The sequence below is a fragment of the Micromonospora sp. RV43 genome (genome assembly GCF_001029515.1).
Classification (GTDB): Bacteria; Actinomycetota; Actinomycetes; order Mycobacteriales; family Micromonosporaceae; genus Micromonospora; species Micromonospora aurantiaca.
On record NZ_LEKG01000106.1, the window covers coordinates 1 to 25,454 of the forward strand.

General features: G+C 70.7%; 25 protein-coding genes and 1 pseudogene. All 26 read right to left on the reverse strand.

Annotation, left to right across the window (positions count from 1 at the left end; all coding sequences use genetic code 11):
* Window positions 1–509 (reverse strand): annotated as a pseudogene (locus ABD52_RS23425) (hypothetical protein); the annotation flags it as partial.
* Window positions 499–876, reverse strand: a complete 378-nt coding sequence (locus tag ABD52_RS23430; RefSeq protein ID WP_047893241.1) for a hypothetical protein — start codon at window positions 874–876, stop codon at window positions 499–501. The gene ABD52_RS23430 and the pseudogene ABD52_RS23425, both read right to left, overlap by 11 nt.
* Entirely contained in the window at window positions 877–1,323 is a 447-nt protein-coding gene (locus ABD52_RS23435; RefSeq protein ID WP_047893242.1) for a hypothetical protein, read from the reverse strand. It lies immediately after the preceding gene.
* Between the two features lie 3 nt (window positions 1,324–1,326).
* Window positions 1,327–2,292, reverse strand: a complete 966-nt coding sequence (locus tag ABD52_RS37585; protein WP_053065475.1) for a hypothetical protein — start codon at window positions 2,290–2,292, stop codon at window positions 1,327–1,329.
* Window positions 2,293–2,374: 82 nt separating this feature from the next.
* Window positions 2,375–2,647, reverse strand: coding sequence for a hypothetical protein (locus ABD52_RS23445; RefSeq protein ID WP_047893243.1), 273 nt, complete (start codon window positions 2,645–2,647; stop codon window positions 2,375–2,377).
* A 57-nt stretch (window positions 2,648–2,704) separates the two neighbouring features.
* Entirely contained in the window at window positions 2,705–3,403 is a 699-nt protein-coding gene (locus ABD52_RS23450; RefSeq protein WP_047893244.1) for a hypothetical protein, read from the reverse strand.
* 1 nt (window position 3,404) lies between these two features.
* Window positions 3,405–4,898 (reverse strand): hypothetical protein, encoded by a 1,494-nt coding sequence (locus tag ABD52_RS23455; RefSeq protein WP_047893245.1) that lies wholly within the window; start codon window positions 4,896–4,898, stop codon window positions 3,405–3,407.
* 94 nt (window positions 4,899–4,992) lie between these two features.
* A complete protein-coding gene (locus ABD52_RS37590) occupies window positions 4,993–5,952 on the reverse strand; it encodes a hypothetical protein (protein ID WP_053065476.1) in 960 nt (319 codons plus the stop codon).
* Between the two features lie 29 nt (window positions 5,953–5,981).
* Window positions 5,982–8,258, reverse strand: coding sequence for a siphovirus ReqiPepy6 Gp37-like family protein (locus ABD52_RS38470; RefSeq protein ID WP_053065477.1), 2,277 nt, complete (start codon window positions 8,256–8,258; stop codon window positions 5,982–5,984).
* Window positions 8,259–8,282: 24 nt separating this feature from the next.
* Window positions 8,283–9,263, reverse strand: a complete 981-nt coding sequence (locus tag ABD52_RS23470) for a phage tail domain-containing protein (RefSeq protein WP_152748309.1) — start codon at window positions 9,261–9,263, stop codon at window positions 8,283–8,285.
* A gap of 61 nt (window positions 9,264–9,324) precedes the next feature.
* A complete protein-coding gene (locus tag ABD52_RS23475; protein WP_047893247.1) occupies window positions 9,325–14,976 on the reverse strand; it encodes a hypothetical protein in 5,652 nt (1,883 codons plus the stop codon).
* A 41-nt stretch (window positions 14,977–15,017) separates the two neighbouring features.
* Window positions 15,018–15,296: a hypothetical protein gene (locus ABD52_RS23480; protein ID WP_047893248.1), complete on the reverse strand. Its 279-nt coding sequence runs from the start codon at window positions 15,294–15,296 to the stop codon at window positions 15,018–15,020.
* Window positions 15,297–15,469: 173 nt separating this feature from the next.
* Entirely contained in the window at window positions 15,470–15,805 is a 336-nt protein-coding gene (locus ABD52_RS23490; protein ID WP_047893249.1) for a hypothetical protein, read from the reverse strand.
* Between the two features lie 34 nt (window positions 15,806–15,839).
* On the reverse strand, window positions 15,840–16,034 hold the full coding sequence (locus tag ABD52_RS23495) for a hypothetical protein (protein WP_047893250.1): 195 nt from the start codon (window positions 16,032–16,034) through the stop codon (window positions 15,840–15,842).
* A gap of 159 nt (window positions 16,035–16,193) precedes the next feature.
* Window positions 16,194–17,420: an IS110 family transposase gene (locus tag ABD52_RS23500; RefSeq protein ID WP_030504854.1), complete on the reverse strand. Its 1,227-nt coding sequence runs from the start codon at window positions 17,418–17,420 to the stop codon at window positions 16,194–16,196.
* A gap of 234 nt (window positions 17,421–17,654) precedes the next feature.
* Window positions 17,655–18,314 (reverse strand): hypothetical protein, encoded by a 660-nt coding sequence (locus tag ABD52_RS23505; protein WP_047893251.1) that lies wholly within the window; start codon window positions 18,312–18,314, stop codon window positions 17,655–17,657.
* Window positions 18,315–18,399: 85 nt separating this feature from the next.
* Window positions 18,400–18,801, reverse strand: coding sequence for a hypothetical protein (locus ABD52_RS23510; protein ID WP_053065478.1), 402 nt, complete (start codon window positions 18,799–18,801; stop codon window positions 18,400–18,402).
* A complete protein-coding gene (locus ABD52_RS23515; protein WP_047893252.1) occupies window positions 18,798–19,229 on the reverse strand; it encodes a hypothetical protein in 432 nt (143 codons plus the stop codon). The genes ABD52_RS23510 and ABD52_RS23515 overlap by 4 nt, the downstream gene beginning before the upstream one ends.
* Before the next feature lie 13 nt (window positions 19,230–19,242).
* The gene (locus tag ABD52_RS23520; protein WP_047893253.1) at window positions 19,243–19,557 is read right to left on the reverse strand and encodes a hypothetical protein; all 315 of its coding nucleotides are present in this window, start codon (window positions 19,555–19,557) and stop codon (window positions 19,243–19,245) included.
* A complete protein-coding gene (locus ABD52_RS23525; RefSeq protein ID WP_047893254.1) occupies window positions 19,554–20,255 on the reverse strand; it encodes a hypothetical protein in 702 nt (233 codons plus the stop codon). The genes ABD52_RS23520 and ABD52_RS23525 overlap by 4 nt, the downstream gene beginning before the upstream one ends.
* Window positions 20,252–21,802 carry a hypothetical protein gene (locus ABD52_RS23530; RefSeq protein WP_047893255.1) on the reverse strand — a complete coding sequence of 517 codons (1,551 nt, stop codon included), beginning with the start codon at window positions 21,800–21,802 and terminating at the stop codon, window positions 20,252–20,254. Before ABD52_RS23530 ends, ABD52_RS23525 begins: the two co-directional genes overlap by 4 nt.
* Before the next feature lie 15 nt (window positions 21,803–21,817).
* The gene (locus ABD52_RS23535) at window positions 21,818–22,237 is read right to left on the reverse strand and encodes a hypothetical protein (protein ID WP_047893256.1); all 420 of its coding nucleotides are present in this window, start codon (window positions 22,235–22,237) and stop codon (window positions 21,818–21,820) included.
* Between the two features lie 90 nt (window positions 22,238–22,327).
* Window positions 22,328–22,960, reverse strand: coding sequence for a hypothetical protein (locus ABD52_RS37600; RefSeq protein WP_053065479.1), 633 nt, complete (start codon window positions 22,958–22,960; stop codon window positions 22,328–22,330).
* An 8-nt stretch (window positions 22,961–22,968) separates the two neighbouring features.
* Window positions 22,969–24,000 carry a major capsid protein gene (locus tag ABD52_RS23545; protein ID WP_047893257.1) on the reverse strand — a complete coding sequence of 344 codons (1,032 nt, stop codon included), beginning with the start codon at window positions 23,998–24,000 and terminating at the stop codon, window positions 22,969–22,971.
* Window positions 24,001–24,014: 14 nt separating this feature from the next.
* Window positions 24,015–24,737: a hypothetical protein gene (locus ABD52_RS37605; protein WP_053065480.1), complete on the reverse strand. Its 723-nt coding sequence runs from the start codon at window positions 24,735–24,737 to the stop codon at window positions 24,015–24,017.
* Between the two features lie 50 nt (window positions 24,738–24,787).
* A partial coding sequence (locus ABD52_RS23560) for a hypothetical protein (protein ID WP_235437538.1) occupies window positions 24,788–25,454 on the reverse strand: 667 nt, incomplete at its 5' end.

Genomic DNA, 25,454 nt, shown 5'->3' on the forward strand with positions numbered 1-25,454 from the left:
GGTGCGCCCCGCGTGCCGGCCGGTGGGCGGGGCGCGGGAGCCGGCTGGCCGCCCTTGCCGGTCCGCCCGGGCCCAGGCGTGGCGGCCGGCGCGCCCGGCGTCGGACCGGAGGTGCTCGCAGGCCGTCCGTCGCCGGTGCAGCCGTAGCGCCGGCGCAGGCTCTGCACCGCAGCATCGCGTGGGACGATCCGGTCGGCGAGCGTGCAGGCGTCCGCGCGGAGCTGCCGCAGCTCTGCGTCCTGCCGGGCAACTTCCTTGTCGCGGACGACGCGCCGCGTTTCTAGGTCGGCCGCGAAGTCCCGTTCCAGGGCGGCGAGGCGCGCGCGACTGTCCCGGTCAGCGTCCGCCCTGACCGCCTGGCCGATGATGTATGAGGTGAGGTTGGTCAGTGCGAACGCGATGACCACGGAGAGCAGGACCACCCGCACACGCCGGGTGAGGTCCTGCCCGATCAGCGGTTCGTCGGCCAGGACGGGAGACAGCCGCTTGCGCTTGCGGTCATGGAGCATTGGTGGTCCCCCTCTGCCCGGTGTCGAGGTCGATGCCGTGACGCAGGAGGTATGCCTCGTACCGCAGTACCTTGCGGTGCTCGACGTCCCACGCGTCTTGCCACTGGCGGGTCAGGGCCCGCTGGTCGTCCAGCTCGTCGTCGAGCCGCTTCTCGAACCGGGCCTGCCGGCCGTCGCTAACCTCGGTCTTCTTGGATCGCAGGGCGAACCAGCCTGTGGCCACCGCAACGAGCAGGGTGACGGCCTGCCCGATCCAGAGCAGTTCCACGGGAGGCTGCGAACCGGCCGCCTCCGCTGCTGCGGCGGCGATCACCAGCGCTGCGCTGGCGTCGGCGTACGTCCGCGCGGCGTCGAGGGCGTTCCACACTCAGCCACCTCCAACCTGCCGTGGGGTGGCTCGCGCCGCGATGATGGCCAGCAGCGCGACCACGAATACCGATGCCGGGGCGCTCCACGAAAGGATCCGCGAGTGGTAGATCCATGCGGAGGCAAGGCCAGCAGCCCAGGTCATGTACCAGACCGCCAGCAGCCACAGGCAGATCCGCAGCGGACGTCCTTGGCTGTCGCGGCCCGCGCGGTACGCGCTCGCGAACGCTGCGACGGTCAGGACGCCGAGGACAACGCCGCGCAGCCTCATGCCGCCGATGGGCGGGAGGCTGCGCAGCACGTCGTAGCTTGGGGCCTGGTAGGCGATGTCGCCGGCGAGTAGCCCGACCACGTCCCACGCGGCTTTGGCCAGCACGAGGGTGACGACGGTGCGCCAGCGGATCGTCGGTACGGCGGGCAGCAGTCGGTACGGGTTGAGCGTGACCATGGGTTACCTGGCCAGCTTCATCAACTCCGCGGCGAGCTGGGCGGGGTCCTGCCCGGCGGCCACCAGCGCGGCGGCGACGTCCGCGCCGCTCTTGGCGCCGAGCCCTTCCAGCACGCCCTTGACGATCTGCTGCTCGTCGACCTCGGGCGCCTGCGGCAGCTCGGCCAGCAGTGCGCGGATCTCCGCCGGGTTGGACGCCTCACGGGCGACAGCCTCGCCGAGGGCCTGAACGGCGGTGACCAGCCACATGGGCGACTTGCCGCCCTTGAGGTCTGCGCGGACGTTCGCCCGTCCGTTGGCGATGGCTTCCAGTCGGGCGTCCGCGTAGCCGACCTGAGCGAGTAGGTCAGGCAGCACCCGGCCGAGAGTGTCGAGCGTGGCGGCGTGCTTGGCGGTGAAGTTGGCCATGTCGTCTCCGTTCGTGGCCAGCCAGGTGGTCAGCGGCTCACCGCGCAGCACCGACAGCACCCCGGCCAGGGCCTGCTTGTCCGTGCAGAAGGCGCGGATGATGGACAGGTGCAGGTGCCAGAGGTGGCTGCGGTCGCGCCCCGGGTCGGAGCCGGCGTCGGCGCCGACGCCCAGCGGCCGGCCGCCGACGAGGACGTAGCAGTAGACGGTCTTGCCGTCCTTGGTGCCGATGAACTCGCGCAGCACCGGTCCCTTGGCGGTGTAGAGCCGGGGGTCGTGCGCGCGGGCGGCGACGTCGAGGCGCTTGGTGTACCGGATCATCGCCTCGGTCGACATGGTCAGGTCGATCGCGGAGGACTTGTCGCTCGGGCCCGCCTTGTCGGCGGCGACGTCGCGGCCGGTGGAGTAGTCGGTGCGCGGGAGGCCGGCCCGGACGTTGTGGTAGCCGGCCTTGTCGGCGTAGATCCCGCCGAGCTTGACGGTGGGCTCCAGGGCTTCGAAGCCGAGCCAGAAGTTCCAGAGGGCGTCGCTGATCCGGGTGGGGTTCGGGTTGGCCGCCACCGGCTGCCTCCTCTCGTGGGGTGGATGCGCGGAGGCCGTACCGCGCCGAGTGGCGCGGTACGGCCTCGTGTGCTGCTGCAGGTCAGGCGGCGACCGGCGTTGCCGTGTAACGGGACGGGTCGGCCGGGTCCTGGGCGATGTCGTATCCGTCGGCGGTGAACGGCCCGTAGACCACCTCGTCGACGACCTGCGTGGTGCCCGAGACCGGCTGCACGGTCTGGCCGGGAAGGGTGACCGTGCCGGTGACCGTGACGTCCTTGGTCGTGGTCGTGGGCTCCCCGTCGACGACCACCCGGAAGGCGATCGGCTCGGTGGGGGCGTAGCTGGTCTTGTCGAACTGGACGCGGACGGTCAAGGGAACTCCTGTCGTACCGGTGGAAAGGGGCAACGTGACGACCTCCGTGGCGGGCGGTCAGAAGACGGGCAGGCCCGGCGTGGGGTCGGCGAACGGCGCGATCGGGGCCGCGGCCGGACGCAGGACGATGGCGAACACCACCGCGTTCTGTTCGGACATGGAGCTGGTCAGCGTCCGTGTGACCCCGGTGGCCGCCGACAGTGAGCCAGCGGAGTCGAAGACGGCCATCGTGATGTCGGCGCTGCCTGCGTTGGTGGCGAGGTTCGCTCGCCGCGCCTCGCTCGGCGCGCTGCTGGACCAGCTCGCCACACCGGCCGCCCCCGGCGTGTGGCGGGTCGCTACGCCGTAGACCAGCCAGCCGCCGTTCGGCACGTCCACCGGCGGCGTGGTCTGGGTGGCACCAGCCACTCCGGCGACCATCTGCGCCGCGGCGACCGGCGCCGCCGGGTCCACCCCGCGGTAGGCCGCGGCCCACGCGGCGTTCTTCACCGACGTGCCCAGTCCCCAGTCGTAGGTGGCCGGCTCGGCAGCGGCGGCCCGGGAACGGAGCCTGGCGGACAGGCTGCTGCCGCTGGAGGCGTCGCCGCGCACGGTCAGCCCCGGCACCGGCTCGGCGACCGTCGCCGTGGTGGACAGCATCGCGAACAGGTGCAGGACGAAATCGCCGTCGACCACGCCCGTGAGTCCGGGGACCGTGCAGCCGGGCTGCGCACCGGCCGGCATGACCTCCTGGTCGTCAACCCTGGAGATCGGCACGTCAGCTCGCCTCCACCTGGATCGAGACCTTCGTGGGCGGGGTGGTGCCGACGGAGTCGATGTCGACCGTCAGGTAGGACCCCGCAAGCCAGGCGGTGGTGGCCAGATTGGTGACTCGGCCGGAGGTGCGCGAGCCCGACGTGATGCGGGGACGGTTCGCGCTGGCGTAGACGGGGGAACCGTCGAGACGCGGGTTGATCACGTAGTCGCCACCGGCAGGCGCGGTGCCACCGGCGCTGACGATCCAGCTGCGCAGGGTCAGCGTCGAGTTCGTGGGGTTGTAGAAGCGGTACCCGCCCGTGCCGACCGCGCCGGTCTCCTGATGCCATACGTTGGTGACGATCGCTGCGGCGCTGGCACCGCCGCCAGCCGCGGTGACCCACGTGCCCGGCGTGCCGGCCACCGTGCAAACCCACAGTGCACCGGCAGAGTCGATGACCGCGTCGTTGGTGATCCACGTGCCGGTCGTCGGCGCGCCGGCGACGGTGCGCACACCCCGGAAGTTGATCGGCGACAGACCGTTGTAGCCGCCGCCGGCGCGCACGCCCTGCAGGCCGGCGAGGACCCGGGTGGCCACCATCCAGCCGGGCTGCGAGCTGTGGCCGGTGCCGTACGCGCCGAACAGCGCCTCTCGCTGAGCGGCCTGAGTGGGGTTAGTGCTGAGCTCGAAGAAGCGGCCGGTGCTGGGCCCGCCCGCGCCCTGGGCGTACTCGAACACCCGCCGGGCGACGCGGTTGGCGGTGCTGGGTGCGTCGCGGCCTTCGCCGTTGCCGTTCTGCCAGCCGGTCTTGACCCACAGGCCGCCGGGGGTGGTGGCCCCCCACTGCACCATGTCGGGCAGGTTGTCGTCGGCCGAGTAGATGGCCTGCATCCGCAGCCACGGGCTGCCGTTCTGGCCCTGCGCGGGGTCTGGCGGCTGGACCACGTTGCCGACGTACGTGCCGCCGCTCTTGGGTGGGTTCAGCAGCACGGCGCCGCTGGTCTGCGCGGGGGTGAGCAGCCCGAAGCCGCCGCCGGGTAGCACGCCGACGACCTGGCCGACGATCCGGGCTTCCGGTGCCGGCACTGCCACGTCGGTCGCGTCGGCCATCCCCATGCGGTGGGGGTTGGTCGCGGCAGCGTGGGCGAGGAGGTTGGACTCGTTGACGCCGGCCTTCGTGATGACGTCCATGAGCGCCTGGCCGGTCCAGCCGGAGATGAGCAGCCGAGGGCCGCCTGCGGCCTCGGCCCACATGGCTGGCACGTTGTCCGGCCCCTGGAAAGGCGCAATCGTGCCGACACCACGGCCGTCGGTGCCGTCGGAGGAGACGACGAAGGTGATCGGATTGTTGGCGGCGTCGACGAGGTCCTCGTACTGGGTGCCGTTGGTCTCCTGGTCCCAGAACGTCACCTGGATGCCGCCAGCGGCCTGAACCAGGTCCGGGAAGCCGTCGATGCCGTCCTGGGAGGTGAAGGTCCAGTCAGCCAGGGTGCCGCCGTACCAGAAGCGGGTCATTCAGTGCATCCCTCTCGTCAGGAGCGCATGGAAAAGCCCGGACCGCGAAGCAGTCCGGGCTGAAGAAGGGGATGTGTGCCGGCGAAGGCGTTGATCAATACTTCGCCGGCCAGGTGACCGGGTGGATGACGACGAAGTGGTTGTCGGCGAGCGCGTTGTCGTAGCCGAGGATTCCGACGTCCCCGGTGGTGCCGTTGAAGTAGAAGCGCGCGAACCAGTCCTGGTGAGTGCCCGCCAGGTACATCAGCGGGCCCTCGTGCGGCCGGTACTCGTCCGGCACGTTGAACAGGACGATGTCCGTGCTCCGCGCCGTCGTCTTGCCGGGGGTGTTGCGGTACAGGATCGCGTGCATGAACACGAATCCGTTGCGGCGCGTCACCCACACGTTCGCGTTGTCCCAGCCGCCCTTGACAGCCAGCTTCACGCGGGGGCCGTTCTCCCCGATCAGGTGGTACTGGTCGCCGTACGCGGCCAGCGTCCGACCCTTGTCCCACTGCGTGACCACCTGGCCGGGCTTTGCCGGCGGCATCCGGGCCGAGTGCGTCACGATCCCGGGCGGCGCGAGGAAGTAGTCCATCGCCGTTACGTCCGCCGCGGCGATCGATGGCAGGCCGCTGTTCGCCTGCGTCGTGGTGGTCGACGCCACCCGGACCGTGCCGACGGGAATCTCCCACACACCGTCGGCGAGGGTGTTCTGCTCAACAGGCGGCGCGACCGGGTTGGTCCCAGGCACACCCTGCTTCAGGAGGAACCGGACGCGGAAGTCGGCCCGATCGAGCTGAAGGACGCCGAGGTCCAGCCGCGGGTACCCGCTGATGTTGGCGGGCACCGGCACGGTCAGCCCGCTGGCGTCGGTCTCCCAGCGGAAGCCACGGATGATGGCCTGCCGCAGGGCCTTCAGCTTGATCTGCCGGCCGGTCGAGTCGGCGTACATCAGCGAGCTGACCGTCGGCGCACCGATCAGGCCGGACCCGGTGACGTCGGCCATGAGCTTCTCGTAGGCGGCGTCGGTGACGGCCCCGCCGCCAGCGACCGGGTAGGAAGTCTCGGCCACGACGGGCCACCCCCTGTCTTGCGTAGTGGCTATCGGGTGAGGCCGCGTCGTTCCAGGTAGCCGAGACGGCGGTCCATCTCGCGCATGCGCCGGATCCAGGCGGAGTCGTAGCGAGCGGATTGGTCGCCGATGGTGGTGCCGACGACCTCGCCGGCGGTCGGCCATGCCTGGATGGAGACGGTCTGCACAGGCGCGGTCACGTGCTCGCCGATGTCAAGCTCGATTGAGACGAGGTCGCCCTCGCCGTAGTGCACGCCGTACCGCTGGTCAACCGTGTCGGCGGCGTTGGACGCCAACCGGCCGGACTGGCCGTTCTCCTCCAGCGCCTGCTTTGCGGCGTCCTGCATCTCGGCGAGAGGGGTGGTGCCCGGGCGGGGCACGTAACCCTCGAACCGCCCCCACGCGAGTTGCGCCGCGTCAGTGGTGGGCAACTCGCGAATGAACCGGTCGGCGCCGGCGTCGGCTTCGGCTTGCCCGCCCACGATCGGGTGGGTGAGCTTCGGCGCGGACTCCTCGAAGCTGTAGAACTTGAGGTTGCCCTTGCCGAACGAGAAGAACGCCTCGGCGGAGAGGTCCCGGGACCGGACCACTTCGAACAGGATTCGGTCGCCGACCTGCCTGGTGCGGAACCCGAGGGAGTCGGTGGGCTGCCCGGTCCCGTTGCCGAGCGTCGCCATGCGGCGCAGGACGTCGGTCACCTTCTCCAGCCGCTCGCGGGGAGCGACGTCGCTGGTCGGGCCGAGCTTCACGGTGCCGGTGCCGCTGATACCCGAGAAGCTGGCTACCACGAGCCGCGGCACCCGGCGCGCGGGCAGCGCGTTCGGTCCGGCCTGCGTGTCGACCAGTTGGAGCATTCCCAGCTCGGGGTTGCCGGTGTATGTCCAGTAGTCGGTGGTCTGCTGCTCGGGCGTCTTCGACGGGTCCGGGTAGGCCAGGCGGGCGCCGAGCCAGGCCAGGTCCTCAGCGAAGCTGACGGTCAGGACGCCGACGCCGCCTTTCTCACCGTCGTCGGCCCGCTCCCGGATCTTGCTTTCCATCGGTCCGGCGATCAGGACGTGCTGGCGGCCGAGGACGCGGCGGAGGATGACGATGCGGCAGCCGGGCACGAGCTGCTCGCGGACGTACCGGTATGCGGGGATGACGACCTGGCCGGAGCCGGGCTCCTTCCACCGCTTGGTGACTGCGAGGCTGGTCCAGCCGTGCAGCGGGTCGCCGATGACCTGACAGTTCGCGTCGGTGACCAGGATCGTGTAGTCCGCGCGCAGCAGCCGCGCCGCGGCGGGCCCGGTGACAGGCAGGCTCGACGGTGGCGGTGGAGGCGGTGGCTCCCCGGTGTCAGCCGGCGGTGGCGGCTGCGGGGCGGGCGCTGGATCCGTCGCTGGTGGCGGGACCTGCGCGGTGTAGTGCGTGGCCGCGATGGAGTTGAAGGTGGCCAGGGGTGGCGGCGGGTTGCCGGGCAGGACCACGTACTTGTACGGGTCGCCGGTGGTGCCGCTGCCGCCGTGCCGGTGGTCGAGCTGGAATGCGCGAAGCGTGCCGATGCCGGGTACCGGGGCCCCGGTCCAGTCCATGCACCACCAGATAAAACCGTCGAACCGCCAGCCCTGCGCGGCCGGTGACCAGGTGTCGAGCTGGTCGGCGACGGCTTGCAGCCACGCGGCGCGGCCGGCGCCGGTGGTGTCGGAGGGCAAGCCGACGGCGCCCATCTCGGGGAAGATGCGAGGCCGGTTGTCGGTGGAGTTGTGGCGGTATGCCTTGACGCGGCTGAGGAAGGTGGCCGGGTCCGGGTACGCGGTGGCGACCTGGCCGTTCGATCCGTACGCGTTGGCGTACATGTCGATGCCGAAGAAGTCGCCCCTACCCGTGTCGTGGGTCGCGTACGTGCGGCCGGCGGTGTTCTCGGCCCACTGCCGGGTGAGCACGTGCCCGTAGCGCACCCGGGCCCGGGTGGCAGCCGGCAGGCCCTCGACCATGTTGGCGAAGGCGTTGAAGTTCGCGCGGTACGCCGAGACCGACAGGTCGCCCTCGGGCTCGTGCCGGTCGGTGATGTAAAGGACGGTGATCCACGCCGGCATGTTGATGAGCCGCTGCCGCAGCGCGGCAAGTTTCGTCGCGTCGCCGTCGATCTTCGTGGAGCAGAACGGGATAGCGCCGGCACGCTGGCAGTAGGCGAAACGGAAGTCGTCCCACGCCGGCAGGGTGCCGTCGGAGTTCGGGAAGATCCGAAGCCACTGGTTGACTGGGAGTCGGGGTTCCCAGGCCGGGAAGGCGGTCTTCGGTGGGGTCGCACCAACGCGGTAGGTCACCGAACGTCACCCCCGCCCGGCGGGTCAGGCGGTTTCGTACCGCGGGGTGAACGACAGCTGCACCTTGGTGCCGGAGCCGGCCCCGTCCACGACGAAGGAGATCTCGTTGGGGCCGTCGAGCAGCGGCCACAGCTCCGTGCCCGCGTCGTTGAACCAGTCGATGTAGCGGGACAGGTTGCTGTCCCCGGGTCCACGCACGGTGGGTGGCTCGGTGGTAATGGTGACCTGCTGGCCGGCGGCCAGACCGTAGGTCAGCGCGAACCGCGATCCGACCGTGAAGTTGGTGGCGGTGATCTTCGTCAGCGGGCCGGTCAGCGTCCAGACCGGCCACGCTTCGACATCGCCGATGTTGTCGATGACCGTCGGCGGGTCACCCTCGTTGCCCGACAGCACCCGCGACGAGTTGATGCTGATGAACGGGCTGATGAATGGCGTGTTCTGGGGCGAGAAGGTGCGCTCCACAGTGACCGGCTCGGCGTCCTGCCAGTAGCCGTCCGGGCAGTAGAGCTGCACGACGTTACGGCTGGACAGCCAGTCCTGGCCGGCCTCGCCTTCCAAGCCGGCCTCGTAGAAACAGGCGATGAGACGGGCGCTGCCGTCCGAGCGGGTCACCTTGATCCAGCCGGGGACCATCCGCTGCGTGGTCATGGTGAACGCCCGGGTGATCCGGCGGCGCCGGTCGGTGTACTCCAACTGGCTGCGGCCGCCGAAGTACAGCGGCCATTGCATGCGCCGCGGCTTGGAACGGATGAACCGGACCGTCTCGCCGCCGCGCGGCCTCGGGTCGGTCACGAGCTCGATCGGCGTCGCGCCCCAGCCGGCCGGGCCGGGCATCGTGAACCACCCGAGTTCCGCGGAGGTGTCGGACAACGCCCACTCGCGGCCGATCGAGTCGATCCACGTGATCGTGACCTTCCCGACGTCGGAGCGCGTGGGCCTGGACGGCGGCGGGCCTTCCAACCCACCGGGGACGATGACCTGCCCACCCGCAGCAAGCAGCGGCACGGCTCACCACCTCTCGGTGCGCGGATGCGGACAGCCCGCCCCGGGGTGCGGGGCGGGCTGCCTACCAGTTCGGGCGATCGAGCCGGTTCAGCGCGTCCTGGCGCTGGTTCATCGCGGTTAGCCGCGACTCGTCGAGCGTGCTGTTGGCGAAGTCGAAGTGGTTGTGGATCTCACTTCGAGCCGCCGACGCACGTCCCCGGTCGGCCAAGAGCTGGCTGATCTGCGACCACTGCCCGTCGGTGAAGACAGGCTCGGGCCGACCGGTCCCGTTATAGACCGTTGTGAATCCCGGCGGCAGGTATCCGCCCTGGTCATATGCCCAATGCAGGTGCGCGCCTGGCATCCCTGCGACGCCATGCTTGCGCAGCAACGAGTCGCTGTACTTGTGGTGCTTGCCGTTCCAAATGTTCCTGTACTTGTCCCCGAGCCAGATCAGCTCCCTCGTGGCGGCGAAAAAGTGGTCGTGGATGTAGTCGAAAACGTCCTGCCTCGGGGGCAGGTCCACCGCACGGCCCTCATCGCCGTCGGCCGCGATCATCGCGTGGTACGACAGCGCGCCCGAGTCGGTACGCGAGCCCTCCCGGAAGCCGGAGTACAACGGCAAGCCAGGGAACACGGCGCGGAGGATCCGCATCATGTCCGCCGAGCCGATGCCGCCGCTGCTGCGGGTGCCGACCAGCGACTTCAGCGCCACGGCCCGGACCTCGTCCATGCTCGGGACGCGGGTCGCCAGCGCGGTGACCCGGAACGGCAGGTTGACCGACCCGCCGCCGGCGAACCCGGGCATGATCTCCCGAGGCAGCAGCCGGTGCCGGATCGCCTCCATGAGGCCCTGGCCGTAGTAGTCGACCGAGGCGGCCGGCTGAACAAACTCGCCGTTGGACAGCCACGCCGGGATCGAGTCCGAGGTGGACGTCCCCCGGCCCCAGACCGAGCCACCGGCGTTGAAGAACTGCGCGGCCACGCCGTACCCGTCACCGGTGCGCGGCTTCAGACCCGCCGAGCCGGAGCCTTGCGGGTACTGGCCCTTCGCTGCGGCCTTGGCCCGGCGCCACTCCGCTTCCGCGTTCGCCGGGTCGATGCCGTATTTCAGGGCGTACTGCGCGAACTGCAACTTCTCCAGCTCGTCATAGACATCCTTGAAGCCCTTGGTCTCGTAGACCGTCTTGAGCGTCTCCGGGATGTCGCCGTATGCGCTGATCAGCTCGCGGGCGGCCTTCTTGTCGAGGCCGAGCTTCTCGGCCTCCTTCACCAACGCGGCAATCCGCTCGTTGTGCTTGCGGGTCGTGTCGTCCATCGGCTTGCCTGCGGCGATGTCCGCGAGGAACCGTTCGCGGACCGCGCCGGCTGCGGCTTCCAGCGCATCCCGGTTACGCAGGCCGGCCTGGCTGTTCATGCTCAGCGACGTGCCGTTGGTCTTGATCGCCTGGTCGAGTTCGAGCAGCTTGGACTTGTAGCTCTCCTTCGCCTCGATCGAGTTGACCGTGGCGCTGGTCTCCTGCTCGATCACCGCCCGTAGGGCCTCCGCCCGTTGGATGGCGGTCGCCTGGCTGTTGTTCATCACGTCACGCAGCCGCGTGAGCACCTCGATCTTCGCGGCGTTCGCGTCGTACTGGGCGGCGAGCCTCCGGTAGACGTCGACCGCCGCCGGCCCATGGACGTGGCTGAAGATCTGGTTCAGGGCCGACGAACGGTCCTGCGCCGTGTTCATCGCGTTCTGGGCCTGCGTCGACAGTCCGAGGGCGTCGGCGTTCTTGACGATCGCCTCACGGAGCTGGCGCATCTCCGCGAGCCGGTTGCTGGTGCCCTTGGCGACACCCGGCTCCCAGAAGCGGAGGAACTCCTTCTGCCAGCGGTCGCCCAGCCGGTCGATCTCCTTGTCGAGCGTGCCGAGGACCGCGTCCATGTCCTGCTTGCTGCCGCTGGCGGCGGCGGCGAGCTGGTCGAACCCGATGCCCAGTTTGTCCAGCGCGACGACTGCCCGCTGCATCTCCGGGTTGTTGTCGACGATGCCGCGCAGGGCCTCCTCGGTGCCTGCAGCGGCGTCCCGCCCGTCCTGCGTCAGCCGGCGATACGTCGCGCCCAGCTCGCCGAGGGCTGCCTTCAGCCCGTCGACCTTGGAGTTGTACTCCTCGCTGGCGGCCGAGAGCACTTGGAAGCCGACGGCGGCGCCGGCCACGGCGAGTCCGACGGGTCCGCCGAGGATGCCGATCACGCCGGCGACCGCGTTGCGGGCCACGCCAGCGGCGCCCTTCACCCCGCCCATGACCTTGTTGAGTCGGCCGGTCTGCGTGGCGGCGGTGGCCGTGGCCGTGGTCAGCGCAGTCGTGCTCGCCGCGGCCGCCGCGGTGGCGGCGGCCTGCTGGGTCATCAGGCGACTGGTGACCGCGCTGTTGATCGCGAGCAGACGGGTGCGGACGTTGAGCAGCAGCAGCCCGGTGCTCCACGCCGCCATCAGGCCCACCAGCACTTGCAGGACGGGCATCGGTAGGGCGTTAAGCACCCGCGCGAGCGCGGTAAAGGCGGTCACGACGAGGCTGCCCGTGGGAGCGGCCGCGACGATGAACCGGCCGACGAACTCGACGAGTTGCGAGATCAGCTCGACGACCCGAGGCCCGTTCTCCCGCGCGTAGGCCAAGAACTCTTGGAAGCCCTGGTTGTGGTCCAGCGTCGTCGCCCACTGCGCGAACCGGCGGGTCAGGTCTTCCAGTCCCGAGCCGATGTCACCGTTGAACGGCGTCAGCGCGAGGTACAGCCCTGCCACGCCGGTGGCGACGTTGCGTCCCACCCGGTAGAGCCGCTCGAGCGTGGGAACCGTCTCCTTGTCGAGGAACGCGAAGAAGCGGCGCCACGTCGCGTCGGTGGTCGCGAGTTGGGCGGTCTCCTCGAACATGTCGCCGATGGCTCGGGCGACCCGGCCGATGTAGTCCTCGGCCTTGGGCAGGTACGGCAACAGCGTCTCCATGGACCGCTGCACGCCGGGCAGCAGATTGCTGCTGGCGGCGTTGCGCAGCGAGATGACCTCGTCGCGCAGCCCGAACAGGAACTTGGCGAAGTTCTGCGCTTCGGGCGACAACTTCCGCATGGAGTCGTTGAGGTTGTCCAGGGCCTCGCCCCCGGCGACGCCCTGCCGCACCGCGGCCTGCTCCGCTTGGCGGTGCGCGGCCGCGAGGGACCGCTGGGCCTCGGCCATCGAGTGCGCGGCCTGTCGGGCCTGGTTCTGCTGGGCGGCCTGCGCCTCTCCGACCCGCCTCTGCGCGTCGGAGATGCGCCGCTGCCCGTCCACCTGCGCCCGGATGACGCCTTCACGGGCACGCTCCAGCGCCCGCTGGGCGTTGGAGGCACGCTCGTCCGCGTCGGCGATGCGCCGGCGCGCGGCCACAACCTGGTCGGAGCCTTCGACCCCCTTCTTGTTGGCCTCTGCCTGCTCGGCGGCCAGCCGGCGGCCCTCACGCTGGAGGTCCTTGACCTGCTGGATCCGCCGGTCGTAGGTGATCTGCGCCTGCTCGCGCTCGGCCTCCGACGCCCGCGGGTTGGCAAGGACGGCGTCAAGTTCCTTCTTCGCCTTCGCGACGTCGAGGTTCGCCTGCCGCTGGTTGATCGCGTTGCGGTTGACCGCGGAGTCCAGCTCGGCGAGCGCGTTCACCGCGTCGCGGTAGGCCCTGGTCAACCCTTCACGGGCCTCACGGGCGTCGATCTTGGTACGGATGTACGCCCGCTCGGCGTCGTCCTCCCGCTCGACGGCCTGCTTGACCGACTCGGCGGCCTCCCGTCGGGCGTCGCCGACGGCCCGCTCGGCTTCCGCGACGGCCTGGGCGGCGCGACGCGCGGCCTCGGCGTTGTTCGCCCGGGTGTTGGCCAGCGACCGCTCGGCCGACTCGATGGCCTCCATCGAGTTGACCTGCTGAGCGTTCGCCCGCGACAGCGACGCCTGGGACTTCGCCTGGTCGTCGTCGAGCTGCTGCATCGCCTTGACGGCGTCGCCGATGCCGCTGAAACCGAGCGCCATCACGCCGATGCCCGCGGCGGTTGCCGCGGCCGCAGTCCCGATGAACCCGATGGCGCTGGCCGCCGCGGCGGCGGCCGGCACCAGTACGGTGCCCAGAGACACGCCGACGGCGATGAGCTGTTCGAGGCGGGACAGGGAGACCGAGGCCTCCTGGCCCACCCGGCGCACCTCGTCGGCGCCGTTGGAGTTCACCCGGACGGTGATGGCGTTGTCGTCGATGCGCCTGGCGATGCGCTCGATCTCCGAAAGCTCGGTGGCCGCCGCGATCGCGTTGGCGTGCACGTCGATCGTCGGGTTCGCCCGGGCCAGCTCGATCAGCTCGTTCTTGATGAACGAGATCTGCGCCTGGGCCTCCGCCGCGTCGACGTCGATGCCGATGCGGGCGCGGCTCAGGGTGCGCAGCTCGTCCCGGATCGACCTGATCGCGAACTCGGCGTCGGTGGCGTTGACCCCGAGGTCAAGGTTTGGCAGGGACGAGTACGCCTTCTCCAAGCCCTTGCTGATGCGGCCGGCGAAGGTCCGGGTGAACTCTTCCTCGGCGACGCGGATGGCCTCGCGGTTGCGACGCTCCTGGTCCCGCTGGGCCTTGTCGGCGGCCCGCTTCTCTTCCTGGGCGGCCTTGTCCTGGAGCTGGCGCCGTTCCCGCAAGTGCTGCTCGGCGAGACGGGTCTGCTCCCGCCAATACTGTTCGGCCTCACGCTCGCGGCGCTTCGCGTCTTCCCGGTCGGCCCGGGCCAGCTCGGCGCGTTCCCGCTCGGCGGCCTTGACGCGTTCCTTGCGTTCCTGCTCGGCCTGCTTCTCGCGGCGCTTCCGCTCGTCCTCGGCTGCCTTGGCGGCCTCTTCCTCCGCGGCGGTGACCAGCTTCGCCATCGTGGCGTCGAGGCCACGCAGGGTCTGGTCGGCGTTGATCCGCAGCCGCATGGAACCCGCGGTGCGGGAGAGGTCGTCCAGCTGCTCGCGGACTCCGTGCAGGACCGTCATCGCGTCCTGCTCGCTGATGTCGATGCCGACGGTCTGCTCGTTCAGGCCCTTGAGGACCCGGCGCAGCTCGGCGAGCTGCGCCTCGGCGCTGTCGACGTCGACGCCGATCTCAGCGTCGGGGAGGTTGCGGATCGCCTTGCCGATGCCGTCCTGAAGGATCTTGTCGAAGGCGCCGGAGAAGTCCCGGCCGAGGCGTTCGGTGACCGTGTGCGCCTCGGCGAGGAACTTGTCGACCTGCGCGGTGGCCACGTCCAGGTCCAGCTTCAGCCGCTGGTCGCCGGTCTGGGCGCGCAGCGCACGCAGTTCGTCGCGCAGCCGCTCGACGTCGCGCAGCACGTCGCCGGCGTCGATGTCCAGCGGCAGGGGCTTGCTGGCAAGGTCGACCACGCGCTTGCGGGCCTCGGACAGCCGCTGCTCGAACGGCGACACGTCCCCGTCGACCTTCAGCACGGGCAGGGCCTTGGCGACGGCCTGCATGCGCTTCTGGAGGACGTCGGAGAAGTGGCCGGCGTACGACTCGGCGGCCTTGCGTCCACCCGCGCGGGCCTGCTTTTCGGCCTGCTCCGCGCCCTTCTTCGCCCCGTCTTCGAATCCCTCTGGGAGGGCGTCGCCGACGGCCTTGCCGATCTGGTCGGCGATGTCCTTCGCGCCCTTGGCGAGGTGCTTCTCGATGTTTTCGAAGGACGGGATAATTTGGATGAACGCGTTGCCGACCTCGTACACCGCTCACCCCCTGCGCTGGTCCTGGTGCGGGGGTGCCGGGGCTATGGCGCCGGCTGGGAGGCTGTGGTCGCCTTGTGCGGCAGCAGCCGGGCCACGAGGCTGCGGTGCTGAACCTCGCGGTTGCGGCGGCGCAGCCGGTCGACGGCGGTCACGGGCCGCGGCGTCGGGGTGAACCTGCGGGGCGGCACGCCTCGGGAGGCGATCGTCGCGTTGATCAGCTCCCGCGTAAGGTCGACCAGGTCCGACAGCCGCTCGACCTCGGCGGAGTAGTCGGCCATCCGTTGCTGCGGCTTGCGGTTGAGCGCGTCGCGGCGCAGCATTTCGGCCGCCCACTCCTCGTCGTTGCTGATCGCCTCGACGTACGCGGAGTTGCGGGGCAGGTGGTCGATGTAGTCGAGCAGCGCTGCCCACCTGCGGGCTTGCCACTCGGTGCGCAGGTCGACCTTGTAGACCCGGCGCAGGTCAGCTCGGATGGCTCGCCCGTACCTGGAGATCAGGCTGGCGAGCCGGCGGCTTCCCCCGGGGTCGGCAGCCCGTAGTGCTTGGTGTAGGCACCCATCAGCTTGTTGAGCTTCCAGGTCGGCAGGTCCGCGTTGAAGAACTCCTCGCGGTCGTCGGCGGGCAGCACGAGCGACATGAAGTACACCGGGTCCTTCATGGCGATCATGAGCCGCTGCCAGTCGACCTCCTGCGGGTCGGACATCATGTACCGCTTGCCGAGGTGCTGGAAGGTGAACGGCGCCTTCGTGCCCTCGCGCTCCAGGCTGTCCAGGTCGAGGGAGACGTCGGGTCCGGACGCGTTCGGCGTGGTGGTGTCGTCGGTGGTCATGGTGGGGTGGGCTCCTTCGTGCTGATCGGGTCGGTCAGTTGCTGCTGGAGGCGGGCTTGCTCGCGGTCGTCGACGTGCTGCTCTTGGCGTTCGTCGGGGCCTCCTGGACCCAGCCGTCGAACTTGAGCCGCACGGCGTCGGCGGGCGAGTGGGCGGTGCGCCGCTGCTCCTCGCCGGACTCGGGGTGCTTCCGGGTCCAGACCCCGTAGTCGGTGGTGGCCTTGGGCATGGCTGTCTCCTTGCCGGGTGGGTGGGCTGAGGGAGATCGGGGCGGCCCGAGCCCACCCCCAAGGCGGGCCGCCCCGACGTTTCGTGGGCATGAAGAAGGGCCGCAGCGGTGCTGCGGCCCTGGTCATGCGTTGGGTCAGACATCCCAGGAGCTTGGATGTCAAGCGGCGACGGGTTGGGTTCGGTGCGACCAGGCGGTTGCCTGGTCGTAGGAGGTGGCGGTTTTGAGGCAGCCGTGGAGGATGCCGACGAGGCGGTTGCCGACCTGCCGTAGCGCGGCGTTGTGTCCGATTTCGCGGGCGCGGAGCTCGTCGTAGTAGGCGCGGGCTGCGGGGTCGTGCAGGATCGCGGCGCCGGCCTGCGTGTGGAGGGCATCAACGAGCCGGTCGTTGTGCACGATGCGGGCGTGGACCGTCCTGGATTTGCCGGACTGGCGGGTGATGGGGGCGGTGCCGGCGTAGTTCTTGCGGGCTTTGGCGTTGGCGTAGCGGTCTGGGGCGTCGCCGAACTCTGCGAGCACCCGGGCGCCGAGGATCACGCCGATGCCGGGTTGGCTGAGGTAGACCTCAGCGTCCGGGTGCTGGCCAAAATGTGCCTCAACCTGGCTTTCCATTGCCCGGATCTGAGCGTTGAGGGTCTGCAGGATCGCGACGGTGGCGCTGATGGTGGCCGCATAGGCGGCGGTGACGACGTCTGGCTGGCGCAGGTGCGCGGTGCGCAGTGCCCGCTGAATCGTGGCGGCCTTGTCGGCGATCCCCCGGCGGCGGGCGCGCTTGAGAGCCGCGCTGATCTGGGCGAGGGTTAGTTTGGCGGCCTGGTCCGGGGTGGGTGCCTTGGCCAGCAGTTCGAGGGTGTCGGCGCCTGTCAGTTTCAGGGGCTGGTAGGCATCCAGCGCGGCGGGGAAATACTCCCGCAGCGCTGCGCGTAGCCGCAGCATGTGCCGGGTGCGTTCCCAGATCAGCGTCTGGTGCGCGCGGGCCACCACCTTGACCGCCTCGGCGAGATCGGAATCGGCAGCGACCGGACGCAGCTGATGACGGCGGGTCCGCACCATGTCCGCCAAGGCATGCGCGTCGCCTTTGTCGCTCTTGGCCCCCGACAGTGACACCAACTCCCGATGCCGCGCGGCCTGCTTCGGGTTCACCCCGAACACCTGGTAGCCGGCCGCAACCAGCGCCCGCACCCACGGCCCGCGATCGGTCTCGATGCACACCACTACTTGAGCAGGCTCGGCGTCCTCAGGCAGGAACTTCGCGACCAGTTCGTGGAAGCGGGCCATCCCGTCCACACCTTCGGGCAGCCGCGCGGTGCGCATCACCCGCCCGTCCTGGTCCTGCACCTCCACATCGTGATGATCTTCCGCCCAGTCGTCACCGACGAACAGCACAACGCCTCCCGTCCTGCCGAGAACCCGTTGGCAGCCCTCGGGAGAACCAGCGCCCTAATGGACCAGTGCTCATGCCAACCAGGCAGGCACGACATCCCATCAGCCGTTCATCTCCCGACCACGGGCAAGGGCACGGTCTGACCCTAGGACTCACTGGTCCAGGGGGTGGGAGTGCTCACTCGCCCGCGGCTACCGAACGTCGAGTCTGCCTCCCGGCCGACCCGACGCCTCCCATTAGGGGGTGGCCTGCGTGATTCCCATCCGGGCGAGAAGCGCGAGCCAGCCGGGCCCCGCGAAGATCCACTTGTGGCTGTAGCCGAGCGTGGACGACTCGAAGCCGGTGAAGGTGAAACCGTAAGAAATCGGGTCGTCGCCCTCGCCGAAGGACTGCTCGCCGAAGTCGGTGATGCGGGCGTTCGGCATGTACCTGGCGATGTAGATCTCGCCGTCCGACGATTCGTCGACGAAGAGGCCCAGCACGTGGTAGTACCGGGGGTTCGGCAGCGTCGGCTTCTCGATGCTCAGCTCACCGGTGACGGCCTTCGCCTTCATGTTGGCGATGTCGGCGCCGGTGTACATGCCGATGGTGAGCAGCTTCGTTTCCAGCGCGGTGCAGGACATGGTCACCGTGTCGTTGGTGACGTCCTCCCGGATGGGCTCGGTCGACCCGAAGGCACGCACCTGCGAGGACTCGGTCTCGCGGCCGTAGCTGGAACCGTCGGTGCTGGTCCAGCCGAGGTCCTCGTAGCCGGTCGGCAGCGGCGCGAGGTCGGCCGTGGCGCCGGTGGTCAGGTCGACGATGGGGTTGGCGGTGGATTCGGCGATGAAGACGGATCCGTCTCGCGCCTTCCTCACCAGTTCCTGCTTCTTGTCGCGAAGCGCGGCGTAGGACACGACGACCCCTTTCTAGGTCGAGGCATGGGAAAAGCCCCGACAGGCGGGGCCAGCGGGGAGATGGGTGGGCTTGGGGGTCGGTGCGCTATCCGGCCGCGCGGTAGCGGCGCGAGACGACCCGGTACGTGGCGCCGAACCGGCGGATGCCGGGCCCCCAGGGCAGTTCGATGGGGCTGACCTGGCAGGTGATGGAGTCGAGGACGGCCGGGCCGGCGCGGTGCTTGCGGCCGGTGAGCCACTGCCGGACGCGTTCGGCCAGCTCTTCGCCGCCTCGATAGGTGGTGTGGAAGACGTCGACCTCGACCGTTGCCCAGTCGTGCAGGAGGTCGCTGTTGCCGCCGAGCCGCCGCACGCGGATGAACGGCGTGGCGGCCACCAGGCCTTCGGGGGTCTCGATGCCGGCGTGCTCGGGCCCGCCGGCGAGCCCTTCAACGACGACGAGCAGGGCGGCTTGGACGTCAGGGAACCGGTCCCAGGGCTGCGTCACCGGTACCGCCTACGCATCCGTGCGCGGCGCTTACGCGACCGCGGCTGGTGCCGCGCGTCGAAGCCCGAGCCCAGCGACTCGGCCGTGCGGTGCAGCACCAGGAAGCCTCGGGCGGTGCCGTCGCCGGCCTTGTGGGTCGCGCCGACCTCGATGAGCTTCGCCTTGGGCGATAGGTTCGCCAGGTGCACGCCGCGGCGGGCCATCGGCGGGTCGCCGACGTCGGTGACCAGCACGTCGATGAGTACGAACTGGTCGGCGTAGTGCTCGTGGTCTTCGTTGTCCGTCTCCGCGCTGCGCGGAGCGATGCGCTCGGCGAACCGTTTGCCCACTTCGGCGACCTCGCGGCACACCCGGTGGACTTCGGGGCCGACGGCCATCCGGGCGATCTCCGACCGGTTGAGGTCGAAGCGCTTCAAGCGCGCGCGCATCCGGCTCACCCCCTCACCCGGTGATGAGGCGCAGCACGATCACGACGCCGGACGCCCCCCAGTCCCGGGGCTTCCCGTCGACCTCGTAGAGGTCCCCGCGGACGAGGACCTTGTCGTTGGCGCGAACGTCGGTGCCGGCCGGCGCGTACACCGTCCCGTCGGCCGTGACCTGGTTGGCGCCGTTGAGGTTCTCCACGCTCGGGCCCGGGGCGAACATGCAGCCGGGAACGGGCATCCGCAGAGGCTCACCCGGCAGTGGGTCGCCGAACCGGTCCTTGCCGGGCGGCCGGACGATGATGACCGTCTCGACGTTGCCGCCCGACGTCACAGCCGATCACCGAAGCGTCGGTCGTCGCGCAGCCATCCACTCATCAGCGGCCCGGCGCCAGCGCGGATCGTTCCGAACGCCGTGGCGGCCGCGGCCGCCGCTGCGGTCGTGTTCGGGTTGAGCATGGCCAGCTCCGCGTCGGTGAAGACGAGCAGGCCGGCGGCCGCGCTGATGTCGAACGTCCTGGAGAACGGGCCGACGGTTTCGGCGCGTAGGCCGCCGGGGTTCCGCAAGACGCGCAGCACCATGTTGATGACGGCGTGGCCCAACGTGTCGGCGTCGAGCTGGCCGGCGGCGAGCCGTTCGGCGAACCGCGGCACGCTGGTGCGGACCATGTGCGAGGCGCGGCGCAGCAGCTCCTTGGTCAGCCCCTGCTCGGCGTCGGTCAGCGGGCGGAACATCTCCACGACCTCGCCGACGGTGGCCAGCGGGGGCGGGCCGCCAATCGGCCGGGCTCGGACGTAGTAGGACTCGGAGGCCGTGACGGTGCCGCGTGCGGTGAAGCGTGCCTCCCAGACACCCGGGCTGGACGGCAGGAGAGTGACCAGGTACGCGCCTGGGGTGCCGGCGGACTCCGGTACGGGCGCGTCGTTCTGCACGAGCTCGCCGGCCGGGCTGATCCAGCAGACGGTGACGACCGCTCCCGGGGTGGTCGTGAAGGTCAACTCCAGCGCGTCGCCGACGGTCACCAGGCTCATGCCGACCTCCTCACGCTCGCCGCCGCGGTGCTGGCGGTGACCTTCACCGGAGGTTCCTGAGCGGTGATCTGGTGCTCGGGCACGCGGGCCGCGACCGCGTGTGGGCCGGCGTGGACCTGCCCGGTCGTCGGGACGACCGGAACGGCGGTGAGGTGGATCGCTGCCGGGTTGAGAACGACCGTGACCGCGACGGCCTCAGCGCGTACCGGCACGGCGACCAGGTGGAGCACGGCCGGGGCCAGGTTGACCGTTACCGGCTGCGGCCGCGCCTCGACCGGCAGCGCGGTCAGGGTGAGGGTCGCTGGCCGCAGCGTGACCTCGGCTGGGCCGGGCTCCGGCGTGACCGGCGGTGCGGACAGGTTCAGGCGGGCCGGGGTCAGCGTCACCACTGCGGCCGGCGTGCCTGTTGTTACCGGCGGCGCGGTCAGGGCGATCACGGCCGGTGTCAGGGTGACGGTCACCGGGCGCGGCGCGGGGCCGACGGGTGGGGCGGTCAACGCGATCGCGGCCGGGGCAAGCGCCACGGTGATCGGCCCGGGAGCCGGGCTGACCGGCGGCGCGGTCAGGGCGATGCTGGCCGGGGCCAGGGCGACAGTCACCCGGCCCGGGGCCGGCGACACCGGCGGGGCAGTCAGCGCCAGCCCGGCCGGGGCCAGGGTGACCGTCACCGACCCCGGGGCTGGCGTTACCGGCCGGGCCGTGAGGGCGATCGCGGCGGGAACGAGCGCAACGGTGACCGGCTGCGGTACGGGGGCGACCGGCGGCGCGGACATGGTCAGCGTTGCTGGCGTGAGCGCGACGGTGAGAGGTTGCGGGATCGGCGTGACCGGCGGGGCCGTCAGCGTGAGGGCGGCCGGGGTCAGGGTGAGCGTCGCCTGGGTGACGGCAGGCTTGATCTCAATCAGACCCGCGATCATCGACGAGGCGGCCGCGTTGGCCACCGTCACCGCTTCGCCGCCGTAGCTACCGCCGACGGCGACGAGCCGGCGAGCGTTGGCCACGGCGATGTTCGCGTTGGTGGTGGGCCGCGACGTGACGGTGTCCGTCGACTCGGTGTACGCGGCGTTCCAGGCCAGGCCGGTAGGGGCCGCGCTGCCAGCGGCGACTCGGGCGTGAGCGAAACCGTGCAGGGCGGCGCCCGCCGCGATCCCGGCCAGCGTGGGCAGCGCCGCCGAGGTGGCCGCTGCGGCTGTGACCACCGAGGCCTGGCCGATCGGTGAGACTGGGTCGGCACCTCGGTACGCGGCCATCTCCCAGCCGCCGGTCATCGCGCCGCTGTTGGTGATGGTCGGCGCGGCGTCGCCGGCTTGCAGCAGCCGGTACCAGGCGTAGATCCGCGAGTTCGCGCCCTCGTTGACGGGGTTGGTGATGCCGGGCACTGGGCTCCACCCGACAGGGGTGGACATGGTCAGGGTGGTGGCTGACACGTGGCCGACTAGGACCGCGACGTCGCCTGCCGCCCAGCCGGCCGGCAGGGCGGTGGCGAACGCCGTGCTGGTGGTTGCCGCGCTCGTGCCCGACGACGCAGCGACGAACGAGACAGCCACGGCGGCCTCCGCCGGTTAGCTCGCGCGCAGCAGGTCGGCGATGCTCACGTTGAGCCCGCCGTCCATCGGCTGCGGGAAGTTGGTCGTGAAGACGATTAGGACGTCGCGTGCGGAGTCGTTTGCGCCCGAGCCGTCGATCAGCGCGACGCCCTGGGCGGTGACGCCGGGAGCTGCCGCGTAGGTGAGGTTCGCGTAGTCCAGCGAGGCGCGGTCGGCGTCGTCGTCTTCGGCGACCGAGCCGCCGGCGAGCGACAGGCGCTCGCCGTGGATGTTGACGCTGGCAACGGCGTCCAGGTCCGCGACGGTGTTGATGTCGGGGTTGTTGACGCCCGTCTGGGTTCCGGTGAACACGATCATCTGGGCGTTCGCGCCGAGGCTGGCGAGCAGGGCGGCCAGCGCCCGGTACTTGCCCCGGTTGGTGACGGTCTCTGCCATGGGTCTCTCCGCGGAGCGCGTGCGGCCTCACCGGCTCGCTGGGTGGAGACCACCCGGGCCCGCACGGTGGCGGGCCCGGGTGGCGGGATCTCACTTGCCGTCGGCCTCGATCACGCCGGCCTGCTCGCAGGCGGCGATGATCTCGTCGCGGCTGGCGTCGGCCTCGACCTCGACGCCCTGCGTCGCGGCGAACGCGGCCCACGCGTCGACGCCGGAGCCCCGCCCGGACCGGCGGGGTGCCGGAATCTGGGCGGGCTTGTCGCCGTCGGCCGCGCTGTCGCCCGCGTCGCCCGCGTCGGCGTCGTCGCCGGCGAGGGCTTGGATCTCCTCGGGAGTCATCTCGTACTCCTGGGCGGCCTGGCTCGGCGGGTCTCCCGGGGCCTGCGCCTCCGGGGTCCGGGCCGTGGTGCCGGACTCGACGCGGGTGGGCGGCGCGCCGCCCTCCCACGCTTTCGGGTTGGTGATGAGGGCGGCGACGTCCGCCGGCACCTCGTCCTCCGGCCCGAACCGGCGCCCACCGACGTGGACGTAGCTGGCCAGCCGTGGCCCGGACGAGCCGCGGCGGGGCCGCGCCGAGGCGAGGGCGGACGGCTCGTCGCCGTCCGCCCACACCTTCGGGTTGGTGATCTTCTCGGCGACCTCGGGAGGCACGTCGTCCTCCGGGCCGTACCGCTTGCCGTCGACGTGCACGTACGTGGCGAGGCGGCGGGACTTGTCGGTCACGGCACCTCCTACAGGACGTCCGCGACCATGAGCCGCTTCGGGAAGTCGATCAGCGGCATGGCGGTGGCGCCGACCTTGGTCCACGTCCTGACGGGATCGCCTTCCTTGAGCACGACGCCGACCAGGCCGGGGAGCTGCTCGAACTCCAGGGACGGGTTCTGGCTCTGGGTCAGCTCCAGGGCCTCGGCGGTGATGCCCCAGACGGTCCGGCCGAGCGGCGCGGACTCCGGCGGCAGGAAGATGACCTTGTCCTCGGCGATGACGCGGGTGTCGACGCCGTCCACGGACAGGCGGGTGTCGTACTCGACCAGCTGCGGCAGGCGGTGGGCCTTCAGCACCTGGTTGAGCTGGTCCTCGGTGACCATGGACGGAACGCCGGCGAGGCTGCCGACCAGCCGGCGGATCTCCTCGGACAGCAGCATGTTGCTGATGACCGTGCTGGAGGTCTGCATGTAGGCGGGCCGGAAGCCGTTGGCGTCGACGTAGTCCTTCACCCAGGCGGTGAGGTCGGTCAGCGGGCTGGAGTTGGCGTGGTTGGACCACAGCACGCCCGCGGCCTTGTTGTGGCCGACCGGCATGCCGAAGTCGGCCTCCAGGTACTGCTTGCCCTCGCCCTGGAGCCGGAAGACCCAGTCGGAGAGCACGTCTCCGCGGGCCAATTCGAGGCGGTTGTGGACGTAGCGGGCGATGTTCGCGCCGTCGTTGTAGATCGCCGTCACGTAGGCGTCGTAGTTGTTGCCGCCCGTCCGGGAGCGCTCCAGCTTGAGGCGCTCCTCCTCCATGATCGGCAGCTTGAGGCCGACTGGAGGGATGCGGATGGCCGACCGACGCCACGCATCGCGCTGGCCGACTTCGGTTTCAGCGTCGAACGCGCGGAACTTGGCGACCCGGTTGGTCTGCTCCATCTGCGTGATCGCCGCTTCGATGTCGGCGATGTAGACGTTCGGGAGCCACCGGTCCAGCGTCAGGAACGCGGGAGCGGGAACCTCGCGCACGTAACCGGTCAGGACGGCCGGCTCGACGTAGTCGTCAACGATCATGATTCAGCCCTCCCTCAGTCCTCGAACCGGAACTTCGCGCCCAGCACGCGGCGGGCGTTCTCGTCGAACCCGCTGGCGGCGGGCAGCCGGCTGACACGGATGACGCCGCGCCAGTGCAGCGGGGCGCCGATGTTGGCGGTCTTGACCGCCTTGCTGGTGAGCAGGAAGCCGTCGGGCACGTCCAGGCCGCTGGCGGAGGTCGAGCCGCCGCCCGTGGTGGTCGCGACGTTGACCGCCGGCGTGGTGCCGCCGGTCAGGCCGGCGCCGGAGGCGGTCATCTGCGCCACGTTCTGGCCGGCGAACTGGCCGCGGAACGCCACGACGTACGGGGTGGCGGGGCCGGGGCCGCCGCTGACCGCGATGTCGGTGGCGTTGATGCCGGGCAGCGCCGCGAGGGCGGCCCGGACCGCGTCGGCGGTCGCGTTGAACGGGATCCCGGCGGTCGTCTCACCGTTGAAGGTGAGGGTCCAGGTGCCGCCGGTCGGGCCGCCGGTGATGGTGACCGTCTGGCTCTCCGAGGTGCTGCCGGCGTACGGGCCGTGCATGCCGGCACCCGCGCCGGAGGTGATCCGGGCGACCACGATGCCGGAGGGGATGTAGCCCTTCGGGTAGTGGATGGCGGGCGTGAACGAGGGCAGGTACAGGGTCATTCCCTGCGTGACGTCGGTCCCGTCGCGGCTACCGAGCCACGACTGGTCCTCGACGAAGAACTCCGTCGTGCGGAGCGAGATGTCCATGGTGGACGTCGTCCTTTCGAGTGCTGGGTGTCCCAGCGGGAGCAGGCCCGTTAGGGCTGCTTGGCGGTGCCGAACCGCTGCTGGGCGAGGAGCCGGCCGGCCTCCAGGCCGCTCGGCTTGGCGCTGCTGGTCCGGCCCTGGCCCATGTCGACCCGCTGGCCGGTGGCGCCCGTGGCGGGCGGAGCGGCGGCGGGTGCGCCCGTGGCGGGCGCTGCGGTGGTGGGGGCGGTTTCCTGCGCGGGCGGCGTGCCCTGCGCAGCTGGGGCGGGGAGCAGCGCGACGAACTGGGACACCTTGTCGGCGTCCACCTGGTGCTTGTCGGTCAGGAACTGACCGAGGTTGAGGTGCGTGAGCAGACCGTCGACCTGTTCCTTGGTCATCCGGTCACCGATGGCCATGCGCAGGTTCGCGTCGGCGAGCTGGAGCCCGAACTCCGCCTGCGCAGCGGTGCGACCGCGCTGCTCGGCTGCGGTCAGCTCCGCCTGGTAGGTCTGCTGGCTGGCCGCGGCCTGGGCGCGAAGCTCGTCGAGTTCGCCGGGCTTCAGGCCGAGGGCGCTGAGCTGCCTGCCCTCGTGCTTGCGGGACTGGGCCTGCCAGTACGCCACCTGGTCTTCCAGGGGCAGCTCGCGCCACGGCGTGCTGGGCGACTTCGAGGCGTCGGGCTGCGGCGGGGCGGCGGGCTGGTTCGTCGGCGGGAACACCTGCGCGGGCGTGGGC